Origin of the sequence: Bradyrhizobium sp. (genome assembly GCF_030693485.1) — a bacterium.
Classification (GTDB): domain Bacteria; phylum Pseudomonadota; class Alphaproteobacteria; order Rhizobiales; family Xanthobacteraceae; genus Bradyrhizobium.
The window spans coordinates 32,323-44,656 of the sequence record NZ_JAUYAN010000139.1 but is presented as its reverse complement, the minus strand read 5'-3'; the positions used below and the strand labels follow the sequence as shown (position 1 = coordinate 44,656).

General features: G+C 64.8%; 13 protein-coding genes. 6 read left to right on the top strand and 7 right to left on the bottom strand.

Annotated elements, in window-relative coordinates:
• The 3 genes from Q8N40_RS10385 to cobS all read right to left on the bottom strand — a co-directional run.
• Window positions 1-1,048: esterase-like activity of phytase family protein (locus Q8N40_RS10385; RefSeq protein ID WP_305711753.1), on the bottom strand; the 1,048-nt coding region annotated here is incomplete at its 3' end.
• Window positions 1,049-1,052: 4 nt separating this feature from the next.
• Window positions 1,053-2,951, bottom strand: coding sequence for a cobaltochelatase subunit CobT (gene cobT, locus Q8N40_RS10380; RefSeq protein WP_305711752.1), 1,899 nt, complete (start codon window positions 2,949-2,951; stop codon window positions 1,053-1,055).
• A gap of 147 nt (window positions 2,952-3,098) precedes the next feature.
• Window positions 3,099-4,097 carry a cobaltochelatase subunit CobS gene (cobS, locus tag Q8N40_RS10375; RefSeq protein ID WP_371135662.1) on the bottom strand — a complete coding sequence of 333 codons (999 nt, stop codon included), beginning with the start codon at window positions 4,095-4,097 and terminating at the stop codon, window positions 3,099-3,101.
• 307 nt (window positions 4,098-4,404) lie between these two features.
• On the opposite strand from cobS, the gene Q8N40_RS10370 reads away from it, so the two are divergent.
• The gene (locus Q8N40_RS10370) at window positions 4,405-5,049 is read left to right on the top strand and encodes a DedA family protein (protein WP_305711751.1); all 645 of its coding nucleotides are present in this window, start codon (window positions 4,405-4,407) and stop codon (window positions 5,047-5,049) included.
• Here the strand turns inward: Q8N40_RS10370 and Q8N40_RS10365 are convergent.
• Window positions 5,024-5,680: a J domain-containing protein gene (locus Q8N40_RS10365; RefSeq protein WP_305317964.1), complete on the bottom strand. Its 657-nt coding sequence runs from the start codon at window positions 5,678-5,680 to the stop codon at window positions 5,024-5,026. The genes Q8N40_RS10370 and Q8N40_RS10365 overlap by 26 nt on opposite strands.
• A 109-nt stretch (window positions 5,681-5,789) precedes the next feature.
• On the opposite strand from Q8N40_RS10365, the gene Q8N40_RS10360 reads away from it, so the two are divergent.
• Together Q8N40_RS10360 and Q8N40_RS10355 are read left to right on the top strand one after the other, a co-directional pair.
• Window positions 5,790-6,068 carry a BolA family transcriptional regulator gene (locus Q8N40_RS10360; RefSeq protein WP_305711750.1) on the top strand — a complete coding sequence of 93 codons (279 nt, stop codon included), beginning with the start codon at window positions 5,790-5,792 and terminating at the stop codon, window positions 6,066-6,068.
• Window positions 6,069-6,102: 34 nt separating this feature from the next.
• Entirely contained in the window at window positions 6,103-6,609 is a 507-nt protein-coding gene (locus Q8N40_RS10355; RefSeq protein WP_305711749.1) for an AAA family ATPase, read from the top strand.
• Window positions 6,610-6,640: 31 nt separating this feature from the next.
• Here the strand turns inward: Q8N40_RS10355 and Q8N40_RS10350 are convergent, their stop codons facing one another.
• The 3 genes from Q8N40_RS10350 to Q8N40_RS10340 are packed head-to-tail and all read right to left on the bottom strand — an operon-like array spanning window position 6,641 to window position 9,811.
• Window positions 6,641-7,993, bottom strand: a complete 1,353-nt coding sequence (locus Q8N40_RS10350) for a hemolysin family protein (protein ID WP_305317962.1) — start codon at window positions 7,991-7,993, stop codon at window positions 6,641-6,643.
• A 46-nt stretch (window positions 7,994-8,039) separates the two neighbouring features.
• A complete protein-coding gene (aroB, locus tag Q8N40_RS10345) occupies window positions 8,040-9,188 on the bottom strand; it encodes a 3-dehydroquinate synthase (RefSeq protein WP_305711748.1) in 1,149 nt (382 codons plus the stop codon).
• Window positions 9,185-9,811 carry a shikimate kinase gene (locus tag Q8N40_RS10340; protein ID WP_305321109.1) on the bottom strand — a complete coding sequence of 209 codons (627 nt, stop codon included), beginning with the start codon at window positions 9,809-9,811 and terminating at the stop codon, window positions 9,185-9,187. The genes aroB and Q8N40_RS10340 overlap by 4 nt, the downstream gene beginning before the upstream one ends.
• A 156-nt stretch (window positions 9,812-9,967) precedes the next feature.
• On the opposite strand from Q8N40_RS10340, the gene Q8N40_RS10335 reads away from it, so the two are divergent.
• From Q8N40_RS10335 to Q8N40_RS10325, 3 genes are all read left to right on the top strand, one after another.
• The gene (locus Q8N40_RS10335; RefSeq protein WP_305321110.1) at window positions 9,968-10,114 is read left to right on the top strand and encodes a histidine kinase; all 147 of its coding nucleotides are present in this window, start codon (window positions 9,968-9,970) and stop codon (window positions 10,112-10,114) included.
• Between the two features lie 16 nt (window positions 10,115-10,130).
• The gene (gene xerD, locus Q8N40_RS10330) at window positions 10,131-11,087 is read left to right on the top strand and encodes a site-specific tyrosine recombinase XerD (RefSeq protein WP_305321111.1); all 957 of its coding nucleotides are present in this window, start codon (window positions 10,131-10,133) and stop codon (window positions 11,085-11,087) included.
• A gap of 189 nt (window positions 11,088-11,276) precedes the next feature.
• A complete protein-coding gene (locus Q8N40_RS10325; RefSeq protein WP_305711747.1) occupies window positions 11,277-12,242 on the top strand; it encodes an acetyl-CoA carboxylase carboxyltransferase subunit alpha in 966 nt (321 codons plus the stop codon).
• The last annotated feature ends 92 nt before the right edge of the window (window positions 12,243-12,334 follow it).

Genomic DNA, 12,334 nt, shown 5'->3' with positions numbered 1-12,334 from the left:
ACTCCATCAGCGTGAACTGCAGGATCAGATTGCGCTGGACCATCGAGAAATTGTCGTCGGAGACCAGCGTCAGCACGGTGTCGCCCTCCGGCGTGACGTGGGCGTCGATCGCTTCCATGTTGTCGACCTCGTGGCCGAGATCCGCCTCGAAGACCGCGGGGCCGTCGACCAGGGCGCCCGGCGCCAGCGATTTGAGCTGCAGGCGACGGATCCGGATGCCGATGCCGGAGAGCCAGGAGAATTTGCGCTCCAGCACCAGCAGGTCGCCGGAAGGCAGCAGCACTCCGTCGCTGACCTCGTATTTGTCGGTGCGGCGCAGGCTGAACTGGCCCGGCGTCTTGCCGCCGATCAGGAACGCGACGATGTTGCCGTCGGCATCGAGCCCGCGTTCGGAGAGCGCGATCAGCGTGCCCGCCAGCGCAAAGCCCTTCGGCACCACCATCAGCGCTTCCAGCCCCTTGTTGCCGGGCAATTTGCGCGCCGCCGGCGGCAGCGGAACTTCCTCACCGCGCGCCCGGGTAAATCCCCTGGAAAAATCATAGCGCAGGATCCGGTGCACCCGTTCGATGCCGACATAAACCAGCGTGCCATCGAGCGCGAGCGATTCGGAATCGTACCAGCCGCGCGCGGTGATCGGCCGGCCGTCGGGCCCGAGCAGGGGCGCGGCCTCGACCTCATCGAGCCCGGTCATCTCGCGAGCCCGATAGACGATGCGGCCGGTGAACCAGCTGCCGCGGTCGCTGACGGCGATGAAGCGTTCGCCCTTCGGATCGAGCCGAAATCCCGACAGCCCGCCGAAACCGCGAAACCGAGAGGTCAGGATCAGCCCGCTGCGATACTCCAGCGCGCCGAAGCGGACGCGCGAGCGGTCGCTGGTATCGAACGAAGGAATCGGCCGGGCGTTGACCTCGATCGTAACGGGGGCCGCGACGGTGAATTCGTCCGGCACGGCCGGCTTCTGCGCCTGGGCGGCGCCGGGGATCGCCGCGCCCGAAATCCCCGCCGCCGTCAACTTCAGAAAGCGGCGGCGGCTGAGATGTGTGGGCATGTGGTTACGAATGCAGTCGGCGCCGGCGGCCGGACTTGGGCGCCGCCCCGTTGGTCTCGCTGAACAGTTCGGCGAGCTTCTCGGTGATGGCGCCGCCGAGTTCCTCGGCATCGACGATGGTGACGGCGCGGCGATAATAGCGCGTGACGTCATGGCCAATGCCGATCGCGATCAGTTCCACCGGGGAGCGGGTCTCGATTTCCTCGATGATGTGGCGCAGATGGCGCTCCAGGTAGTTGCCGGGATTGACCGACAGCGTGGAATCGTCGACCGGCGCGCCGTCGGAAATCATCATCAGGATCTTGCGCTGCTCGGAGCGGCCGAGCAGCCGCTTGTGCGCCCAGTCCAGCGCCTCGCCGTCGATGTTTTCCTTCAGCAGTCCCTCGCGCATCATCAGGCCCAAATTCTTGCGCGCGCGCCGCCACGGCGCATCGGCGGATTTGTAGATGATGTGCCTGAGATCGTTGAGGCGGCCGGGATTGGCCGGCTTGCCGGCCGCCAGCCACGCCTCGCGCGACTGCCCGCCCTTCCACGCTCGCGTGGTAAAGCCGAGAATTTCCACCTTGACGCCGCAGCGTTCCAGCGTGCGCGCCAGAATATCGGCGCAGGTCGCCGCCACCGTGATGGGACGGCCGCGCATCGAGCCGGAATTGTCCAAGAGCAGCGTCACCACGGTATCGCGGAAGGTCGCTTCCTTCTCGCTCATGAACGACAGCGGATGATAGGGATCGGTCACCACGCGCGACAGCCGCGCCGGATCGAGCACGCCCTCCTCGAGGTCGAAGTCCCAGGCGCGGTTCTGCTGCGCCATCAGGCGGCGCTGCAGCCGGTTGGCCAACCGCGCCACGATGCCCTGCAGATGCGCGAGCTGCTTGTCGAGATAGCTGCGCAGGCGCTCCAGCTCGTCATGGTCGCAGAGATCCTCGGCCGCGATCACCTCGTCGAATTTCGGCGCGAAGGCGTGATATTCCGGACCGCGGGGCTCGTTGCCGCTCTTCGAATTCGGCCGCGTCGCCTCGCCCGGCGTCTCGTCGTCGCCGAGTTCGCCGTCGTCGAACGTATCAGACGTGGAGGCCTGCGCGCTTTCCATCGCGCTCTCCGACATCTCGTCGGTGGAGGCCTGGGCCTGGTCGGCGCTCATTTCCTGCGCCGCATCGCTATCGGGCGAGCCCTCGGCGCCGGACTGGTCGTTCTCGCCGTCGCGGTTTTCGTCCTGGTTTTCGTCGTCGTCGGAATCGGCGTTGCGGTCGTCGCCGAGTTCGAGCGCCGACAACAGATCATGCACCACGTCGCCGAACTTGGCCTGGTCCTCGGTGACGCGGCTGAGCTGGTCAAGCCGCGCGCCGATCTTGTCTTCCAGCACCGGACGCCAGAGGTCGACCATCTTGCGGGCGGCGGCGGGCGGCGCCAGGCCGGTCAGCCGTTCGCGCACCAGCATCGCCAGCGCATCCGACAGCGGCGCATCGGCGCGGTCGGTGATTTCGTCGAACTTGCCGCGGTGGAAATGATCGTCGAGCATTGCGGAGAGATTTTTGGCGACGCCGGCCATCCGCCGCGCGCCGATCGCCTCGACCCGCGCCTGCTCGACCGCCTCGAACACGCCGCGCGCCTGCGGATTGCCCGGCATCAGCTTGCGGTGCACTTTCGGATCGTGGCAGGCAAGCTTCAGCGCGATCGAATCGGCATGGCCGCGCACGATCGCGGCATCGCGTTTCGTCATTTTACGCGCCGGCTCGGGCAGCCGCGCCTTGCCGGGCGCAAGGCCCGGGCGTTCGGCGGCGAACGTCACTTCCAGTTCCGGTGCTTTCGCAATCGCGCGCAAACACGACGTCACCGCGCGCTTGAACGGCTCGGTCGGCGCTTCCTTCGATCCGGTTCGGAACTTTGAGTTCGACGTCGTCATTGCCACCTTCACCGCCCGCCGTCCCTGCGAAAGCAGGGACCCATAACCACCGGCGGCTGTTATTTCGCGTTACCGAGCACCAACATTCTATTGAACCGCCGCGGCATATGGGTCCCCGCTTTCGCGGGGACGACAGCGAGCAGACGACTATGAAAGCGCGACATTCACCGCGGATTCCGCCAGTTCCGCATTGAAGCAGCGCTGATAGAATTCGGCGACCAGCGGCCGCTCCAGTTCGTCGCACTTGTTGAGGAAGGTGACACGGAACGAAAAGCCGATGTCACCGAAAATCTCGGCATTTTCCGCCCAGGTGATCACCGTGCGCGGGCTCATCACCGTCGACAGGTCGCCATTGGCGAACGCGTTTCGGGTGAGGTCGGCCAGCCGCACCATCTTGTTGACGATGTCGCGGCCTTCCGGGTTGCGGTAGTGATGCGCCTTGGCCAGCACGATCTCGACTTCCTCGTCATGCGCCAGATAGTTCAGCGAGGTGACGATCGACCAGCGGTCCATCTGGCCCTGGTTGATCTGCTGGGTGCCGTGATAGAGGCCCGAGGTATCGCCGAGGCCGACCGTGTTGGCGGTCGAGAACAGCCGGAACGCCGGGTGCGGCTTGATCACCTTGTTCTGGTCGAGCAGCGTCAGGCGGCCGGAGACTTCCAGCACACGCTGGATCACGAACATCACGTCGGGACGGCCGGCGTCGTATTCGTCGAACACCAGCGCGATATTGTGCTGCAGCGCCCAGGGCAGAATGCCGTCGCGGAATTCGGTGACCTGCTTTCCGTCACGCACCACGATCGAATCCTTGCCGACCAGATCGATACGGCTGATGTGGCTGTCGAGATTGACGCGCACACACGGCCAGTTCAGCCGGGCCGCGACCTGCTCGATATGAGTCGACTTGCCGGTGCCGTGATAGCCGGTGACCATGACGCGGCGGTTCTTGGCGAAGCCGGCGAGAATGGCGAGCGTAGTGGCGCGGTCGAAGCGGTAATCCGAATCGACATCGGGCACATGCGGGTCGACTTCGGAATAGGCGGGAACCTCGAGGTCACTGTCGATCCCGAATACCTGACGAACCGACACCTTCATGTCGGGCATACCTGCGGGCGCTTGCACTTTGGTCATGGCGGCGGTCGTCATCAATCCTCCGAGGTCTCGGACGCTCCCGAAACCAGATTTGTTGAATGGCTGCGGATGGGTGCTTGAAGGAACCTATCAGAGAGCAACGGCCGGCAGAAGCCCGCCACTCAATCAAAGTTCCGCTGCGTTATCATCAAGATAGGCGTTGACCTCGGTTTTTGGAAGGCTGCCCTGCGAATCACGCCGTACTTTCATCCGCGAATGTGGGCGCGGGCCGGAAACGGCGGCTTTTGCCGCCTTGCCATCCGTTATACTGGGCCCGCACCCCAGGCCGGCCCACAATCGCGCGGGTATTTGCAGGTATTTCGTGGCCTCCTTCCTCGATCCATGGATTGTGTTGATCTCGGCGCATCCCTGGCTTGCCTATCTCGCGCTGTTCCTCGCCGCTTTGCTGGAGGCCATTCCCGTCCTGGGCGCCGTGATTCCGGGCTCCACCATCATCCTGGCGCTGAGCGCGCTGGTGCCCGGGGGTGAACTGGGGCTCGGGCCGGTGCTGGCGGCCGCGATATCAGGCGCGATGCTGGGCGATGGAATGGCGTTCTGGATCGGCCATCGCGCCCAGCGCAAAATCCTGAGCGCCTGGCCGCTGTCGAGTTACCCGCGCCTGATCGCCCGGAGCGAGGCGTTCTTTCATCGCTGGGGCACGCTGGCGGTGCTGTTCGCGCGCTTCGTGCCGCCGATCCGCGCCTTCGTGCCGGTCACGGCGGGCGCGCTCGGCATGCCGCCGCCGCGCTTTTACGCCATCAACATCCCGGCGATCCTGCTGTGGGCGGCCGTCCATGTACTGCCGGGGGTGCTGGCGGTATCCGCGCTGCATGAATACACCGGCATTCCGCATCACAGCGGGATCGGCAAGCATTACTGGATCGTGACGGTGATCGGCGGCGCGCTGGTCGCCTCAGTGGCCGCCTGGATCATCCGGAAGCTTAAACGCCGCGCACCACCGTCTTGAGATAATTATATGCCTTGATGATTTCGATCAGGCGATCCTCTGTGGAGCGGTCGCCGCCATTGGCGTCGGGATGGTGCTGCTTGACCAGCGCCTTGTATTTCGCCTTGACGGTTTCCAGCGTCGCTTCGGAGCCGAGCCCCATCACCTGCAGCGCCTTGCGCTCGGCGTTGAAGATCTTCCTTGTCTCGACCTTGGTCTCGCCGGCGGCGCCGCCGGGACCCGGCCGCCAGCGACCACGGCCGTTGAGTTCCGAGAACATGCTGAACGGGTCGGAGGCGGCGTCGATATCGGCCTCGGCGCCGGCCTTGCCCTTCTTGCCGCCATTGGCGCCCATCTTCCAGGTCGGACGGTGGCCGGTCAGCGCATCCTTCTGATAGCGCGCGACGGCATCGGCGTTCATGCCCTGGAAGAAGTTGTAGCCCTGGTTGTATTCGCGGACGTGGTTGAGACAGAAGTGCCAGTACTCTTTCGAGTTCTCGCGGCCCTTGGGGGCGCGGTGCGGGCCCTTGTGCTTGCACTCCGGCCATTCGCACATGGCGGATTCTTCGCGCGCGGCCGCCTGCTGTTTCGCGCTCAGCTTGTTGGGCTTGATGCGAATGCTGTCGAAGAATTTGGATGAATCAATCGGCATGGCTGACTATGACAACGCAATGCGAAAAGCTTCAAGTCTTGACATTGCGAATACCTCGCTCTCTTGACGCGCCATTGACGAAACGCGGCTACGGACGTATTGCCCGGCCATGAAGACCAAGGACCATATCACGAACAAGTTGCGCGAAGCTTTCGCGCCGGAAAGCCTCGACGTCACGGACGAATCACATCTGCATGAGGGCCACGCCGGCCACAGACCGGGCGGCGAGACGCATTTCAGGGTCTATATCGTGTCGCCAGCGTTCGAAGGGAAGAGCCGGATCGAGCGCCACCGCATGATTAATACGGTTCTGGCAGCGGAACTCGCCGATACGGTGCATGCGCTGGCGATCAAGGCGCAGGCTCCGGGAGAAGCCGGGAGCGCCTAGATCCGCTTCGCGGGATTCGATGGGGCCAACGACCATGCAGCTCATCGTCTTGTCCGGCCTACCCGGTTCCGGAAAGAGCACGCTGGCGGGGGGCCTCTCCCGCACCCTGTCGATTCCTGTCTTTTCGGTCGATCCGATCGAGGCCGCGATGTGGCGAAGCGGATTTGCCGAGCAATCGACCGGCATCGCCGCCTATGACGTCGCGGTCGCGCTGGCGGACGAACACCTGCGACTTGGACATTCCGTCATTGCCGACGCCGTCAACGCGGTCGAGGCGCCACGCGCGGCTTGGCGACATCTTGCCGGGAAATACCGCGCCGATCTGAAGATCATCGAATGCGTCTGTATGGATGAAGCAGTCCACCGTCAGCGGATCGAGGCGCGGATTCGCAATATCACCGGCATGCGCGAGGTGACATGGGCCCGGGTGCTGGAACGACGGGCCGAATACGAAGACTGGGCCGACGCGCGGCTGATTCTTGATACATCAGCCGATGCGCCCGAAGGACTACTCGCCGCGGCGCTCCGATACGTGCGCTGAAATTTCACACCCTCCCCGGAGGGCGAGAAAACTAGAACGAGGTGCCTGCCCGCTTCGGCTTCCTCTCCTCGAGCTCGGCTTCGCGCGGCACCGGGACGATGCGCAGCGCCGTGATCCGGTTGCGCTCCCGGCGCAGCACGCGGAAGCGGAAACCGTGGAAGGTAAAACTCTGGCCGCGCTCCGGGATCGAACGCGCCTCGTGAATCACGAGGCCGGCGACGGTGGTCGCTTCTTCATCGGGCAGGTGCCAGTTCATCGCGCGGTTGAGATCGCGGATCGGCACCGAGCCGTCGACCACCACCGAGCCGTCGGGCTGGGCGCGGACCCCGGCCACCACGACATCGTGCTCGTCGGAAATGTCGCCGACGATTTCCTCCAGAATGTCCTCCAGCGTCACCATGCCTTCGACTTCGCCGTATTCGTCGACCACCAGCGCGAAGTGGGTCTTGCGGCGGCGGAAGGCTTTCAGCTGATCGGCGACCGGGCGCATCTCCGGCACGAACCATGGCGGCAGCGCGATGGCCGCGACATCGATCCTCGTGGTATCGCCGTCGGCGGCACGAATCGCGCGCAGCAGATCCTTGGCGTGCAGCACGCCGATGATATTCTCCGGCTTGTCGCGCCACAGCGGAATTCGCGTGTATTCGGTGGCCAGCACGTCGCGCACCAGTTCCTCGGGCGGAAGGTCGGCGTTGAGCATCACCATTTCGGTGCGATGAACCATCACGTCGGACACCTGCAGCTCGCCAAAGCGGAAAACGTTCTGGATGTATTCCGCCTCGCCCTGCTCCATCTCGCCATGTTCGGCCGACATCTCCACCAGTCCCCTGATCTCGACGTCGGTGAGGATCTCATGCTGCGAACTCTCCTTGACGCCCAGCATCCGCAGGATCCCGCGGGACGCCGCATTGAGCAGCCAGTTCAGGGGGTAGAACACGAGGAACGAGACATAGAGCGGATAGGCGATCCATTGCGAGACCGGCACCGGTTCGCGAATGGCCAGGGTCTTCGGCACCTGTTCCCCGATCACGATATGCAGCGAGGAGAACACCAGGAAACCGACCATGAAGGATGTAAAATGGCGCGCCGAATCGGACATCCCGAACGGAAGCAGCACCGGCTCCAGCAATGTCGCCACCGTCGGTTCGCCCACCCAGCCGAGGCCGAGCGAGGCCATCGTGATGCCGAGCTGGCAACAGGCGAGGTAGGCCTCGATATTCGCCATCATTTGCTGCAGCAGGCGCGCGCCAAAGCGATTCTGCTCCACCATCGCGTTGATGCGAAAGCCCCGGCTCTTCACCAGCGCGAACTCCGCCGCCACATAGAATGCGTTGGCTGCGAGCAGGAAGATGGCGATCAGCAGATTGAAGATCGACTCGGTCATTGCGGTCCTGTGAGGCCGGTGTCAGCTTCGATACGGTCGGCTGGTATCACGATTTGTGCGCGAGTCTTTCGGCCAGAAATTCGCGAACCCGCGCAGGCTCGACGTCGTTGGCAATCACGGCGCGACCGACCGCCTCCAGCAGGATGAAAGTGAGGCGTCCGCGCTTGATCTTCTTGTCCTGCGCCATCAGCGTCATCAGCGCGTCGGCATCGGCAAGGCCCTCCTGGGCGAATCCCGCGATGTCCTGCAAACGGGTCGGCAGGCCCACTTGGGCAAGGTGATGTTCGACGCGCGCCGCCGCCGATTCCGGAATCATGCCGAGCCGGGCGGAAAACTCCGCCGCCAGCACCATGCCGACGGCAACGCCCTCGCCGTGGAACAGCCGGTCGGAGAAACCGGTCGCGGCCTCCAGCGCATGCCCGAACGTATGGCCGAGATTGAGCAGCGCGCGTTCGCCGTTCTCGCGTTCGTCGCGCGCCACGATCGCGGCCTTGGCGCGGCATGACGTGGCGATGGCATGTTCGCGCGCCGCGCCGCCCCTGAAAATATCGGTGTGATTGGCCTCCAGCCAGGCGAAGAAGGCTTCGTCGCCGAGCACGCCGTATTTGGCGACCTCGGCATAGCCGGAGCGGAACTGGCGCGGCGACAGCGTGTCGAGCACCGCGGTGTCGGCGACCACCAGCACCGGCTGGTGAAACGCGCCGAGCAGATTCTTGCCCTGCGGCGAATTGATCCCGGTCTTGCCGCCGACGGAGGAATCGACCTGCGCCAGCAGCGAGGTCGGCACCTGCACGAAATCCACGCCGCGGCGCAGGATCGCCGCCGCGAAGCCGGCGAGGTCGCCGACCACGCCGCCACCCAGCGCGATCACCAGATCGCTGCGCTCGATCTTCGCCGCGATCAGCGCCTCCGAGACCTGGGCGAGGCCGGCATAGGTTTTCGAACCCTCGCCCTCGTCAACCACGATCCGCGACGAGGCGATGCCGGCATCCGACAGCGAGGCCTCGGTTTGCCCGAGCCAGTGTTGTGCGACCGTGCGATCCGTCACGATCGCGGTGCGCGCGCCGGGCCGCAACGCCGCAACGCGCTTTCCGAGGGATTGCAGCACATCGCGGCCGATGACGATGTCATAGGTGCGGTCGCCGAGCGCGACGTCGACGATGACGGAATCGGAATGCTTCAGCGGCGCGGTCATGGTGTGGCACTCAATGCGTTGGGGGTCTGCCTGGACCCGTCGCCGCACAACCAGGCATGCAGGGCATCGAGACACTCGTCGACGATTCGTTCGTGCGGCACGTCGCGCGACCAGATCGTCAGATCGGCGCGCTGATACACCGGCTCGCGCTCCTCGATCAGCCGCCCGACGGTCGCAGCCGGATCGGCGGTCTGCAGCAGCGGGCGATCGGCGCGGCGCTTGACGCGCTTCATGATGATCTCGGCATCGGCCTTGAGCCAGAGCGAGACGGCCTTGTCGCGGATGCGGTTGCGGGTTTCCTCGCGCATGAAGGCGCCGCCGCCGGTGGCGATCACGGCGGGACCGCCGTCGAGCAGCCGCGCGATCACCCTCGCCTCGCCATCGCGGAAATGCGGTTCGCCATGGGTTTCGAAGATATCGGGGATCGACATCCCGGCGGCCGCCTCGATTTCGGTATCGGCGTCGAGGAACGGCAGATGCAGCCGCGCCGACAGCCGCCGTCCGATGGTGGACTTGCCGGCCCCCATCATGCCGACCAGCACGACGGAGCGCATTCCCAGCGCCGAAATGATTTCGGCCTCCTGGGATGCGCCGGCGCCGGCCGGTGTGGCTGTATCGGGCATCGAATTGCTCATTTCGCCGCGGATCGCGGGGTTCCGCGCCACCTATACTACCCCCGCCGATCCCGTTGCCAGAGACTCTTGCAACGGAGGGGCGAACATGTTGGTAGTCAGGCCCCCGATGATTTCAATGGTTAATTCGCCGCCTGAGGCTCCCTGATGCCCAGCCTGTTCCGCTTTCTGACGGTCGTCGCTGTGCTCGGCGGAATCGTCTATGGCGTGGTTTTCTCGCTGGCAAATTTCGTCAATCCGAAGCCGCGGGAAATGACCGTCACCATTCCCCAGGACAGGTTCCTCAAGAAATAGGCGCTAGGGTGGGCGGATGCGCTCCAAAACCTCAGATGCCAGGCTGATCAACCTGTTCCTCGACATGCTCGCCGCCGAACAGGGCGCCGGCGACAATACGCTCGACGCCTACCGCGGCGATCTCACGGATTTCCAGGGGTTCCTGGCCGGCAGCGACAAGGGCTTTGCCGACGTCGAAACCGAGGCGCTGCGCGACTATCTCGCCGACCTCGATTCGCGCGGCTTCAAGTCCACCACCGTGGCGCGCCGGCTGTCGGCGCTGCGGCATCTGTTTCGATTCCTGCTCAACGAGCGGATCCGCAGCGACGATCCTGCCGCCATCCTGTCCGGCCCGAAGCGCGGCCGCGGCCTGCCCAAGGTGCTGTCGATATCCGACGTGGACCGGATGCTGACGCGCGCCAGGGAACTCACGCAAGCGCCGGAAGCCTCTGCGCTGCAGCGGCTTCGCGCGCTGCGGCTGCATTGCCTGCTGGAGGTGCTGTACGCCACCGGCCTGCGGGTATCGGAACTGGTGGCGCTGCCGCGCTCGGCGGCGCAGCGCGATATCAGAATGATCGTGGTGCGCGGCAAGGGCGACAAGGAGCGGCTGGTGCCGCTGAACGAGGCGTCGCGGCAAGCGATGGCGGACTATCTCGCCGCCACGGATGCGCTGAAAACCGAGAAGAAGAAAAACGCCGCCAACTCGAAATGGCTGTTCCCCTCATTCGGCGAGAGCGGGCATCTGACGCGGCAGCATTTTGCCCGCGACCTGAAAGATCTCGCGGCGGCGGCCGGGCTGGCGCCGCGGCTGGTCTCTCCGCATGTGCTGCGTCATGCGTTTGCGAGCCATCTGCTGCACAACGGCGCCGACCTGCGCATCGTGCAGACGCTGCTCGGCCACACCGACATCTCGACCACCCAGATCTACACCCATGTGGTGGAGGAGCGGTTGAAGAGCCTGGTCCGCGACCTGCATCCGCTGGCGGAGAAGTAGCGGTTTACTTTGCCGCCTTGACTTCGGCGCCTTCTCCCCCGAAACAGCCCTCCCGCCCGCGACCCCTCGCGCCCGAAACGGGACCCCGATTTGCCCGAACCGCACGCTAAATGATTGAAACTGCGTGCCTTCTCCACGCAACCCGGAAACCGCTTCGCGTCCACGCCGCTTCGTCCCTATATTGTCCAGATGCCGGATCACATGCGCAGCACCTATCTCGATTTTGAAAAGCCCGTCGCCGAACTCGACTCCAAGGTCGATGAACTGCGCGCGCTGGCCGCCACCGGCAGCGACATCGGCGAAGAAATTTCGCGGATCGAGGAGAAGGCCGCGCAGGCCCTGGCTGAACTCTATGCCAACCTGACGCCGTGGCAGAAGACGCTGGTGGCGCGTCACCATCAGCGCCCGCATCTGACCGATTTCATCAACGCGCTGATTTCCGAATTCACCCCGCTCGCGGGCGACCGCAAGTTCGGCGAGGACGAAGCGCTGGTGGGCGGGTTCGGCCGCTTCCGCGGCGAAAGCATCTGCGTGATCGGCCAGGAAAAGGGCGCCACCACCGAATCCCGCATCAAGCATAATTTCGGCATGGCGCGCCCGGAGGGCTACCGCAAGGCGGTCCGGCTGATGGAGATGGCCGACCGGTTCGGCATTCCCGTACTGACGCTGGTCGATTCCGCCGGCGCCTATCCCGGCATCGGCGCCGAGGAGCGCGGTCAGGCCGAGGCGATCGCGCGCTCCACGGACGCCTGCCTGTCGCTGGGCGTCCCCAATGTCGCGATCATCACCGGCGAGGGCATGTCGGGCGGCGCCATCGCGATCACGACGGCCAACCGCGTGCTGATGTTCGAACACGCCATCTACAGCGTGATCTCGCCGGAGGCGGCGTCCTCGATCCTGTGGCGCGACGGCACCAAGGCGCAGGAAGCCGCCACCAGCATGAAGATCACGGCGCAGGACATGCTGCGCTTCGGGGTGATCGACTCGATCCTGAAGGAACCCGCCGGCGGCGCCCATCGCGATCCCTCCGCCATGATCGCGACCACCGGCGACGCCATCGAGCAGGCCCTCAACGATCTGCGCAATCTCGACCCCGACATGATTCGCAAGCAGCGCCGGCAGAAGTTCCTCGATATCGGCCGCAAGCTGGCCTGATTTACCCTCCCCCAGGGAGGGTAAGAAGGCTGGGTCCAATCGTTAAAGCGAGGCTTTTTTTGAGAATCGGCCATTTTCGCCCCAATTAGGCC

Bases quoted from the DNA above. Each gene is read 5' to 3' on its own strand.
- Q8N40_RS10360 (WP_305711750.1), top strand. From the start codon at position 5,790: ATGAAGACCAAGGACCATATCACGAACAAGTTGCGCGAAGCTTTCGCG.
- xerD (WP_305321111.1), top strand. From the start codon at position 10,131: ATGCGCTCCAAAACCTCAGATGCCAGGCTGATCAACCTGTTCCTCGAC.
- Q8N40_RS10340 (WP_305321109.1), bottom strand. From the start codon at position 9,811: ATGCCCGATACAGCCACACCGGCCGGCGCCGGCGCATCCCAGGAGGCC.
- aroB (WP_305711748.1), bottom strand. From the start codon at position 9,188: ATGACCGCGCCGCTGAAGCATTCCGATTCCGTCATCGTCGACGTCGCG.
- Q8N40_RS10335 (WP_305321110.1), top strand. From the start codon at position 9,968: ATGCCCAGCCTGTTCCGCTTTCTGACGGTCGTCGCTGTGCTCGGCGGA.
- cobT (WP_305711752.1), bottom strand. From the start codon at position 2,951: ATGACGACGTCGAACTCAAAGTTCCGAACCGGATCGAAGGAAGCGCCG.
- Q8N40_RS10350 (WP_305317962.1), bottom strand. From the start codon at position 7,993: ATGACCGAGTCGATCTTCAATCTGCTGATCGCCATCTTCCTGCTCGCA.
- Q8N40_RS10355 (WP_305711749.1), top strand. From the start codon at position 6,103: ATGCAGCTCATCGTCTTGTCCGGCCTACCCGGTTCCGGAAAGAGCACG.
- cobS (WP_371135662.1), bottom strand. From the start codon at position 4,097: ATGACGACCGCCGCCATGACCAAAGTGCAAGCGCCCGCAGGTATGCCC.
- Q8N40_RS10365 (WP_305317964.1), bottom strand. From the start codon at position 5,680: ATGCCGATTGATTCATCCAAATTCTTCGACAGCATTCGCATCAAGCCC.
- Q8N40_RS10325 (WP_305711747.1), top strand. From the start codon at position 11,277: ATGCCGGATCACATGCGCAGCACCTATCTCGATTTTGAAAAGCCCGTC.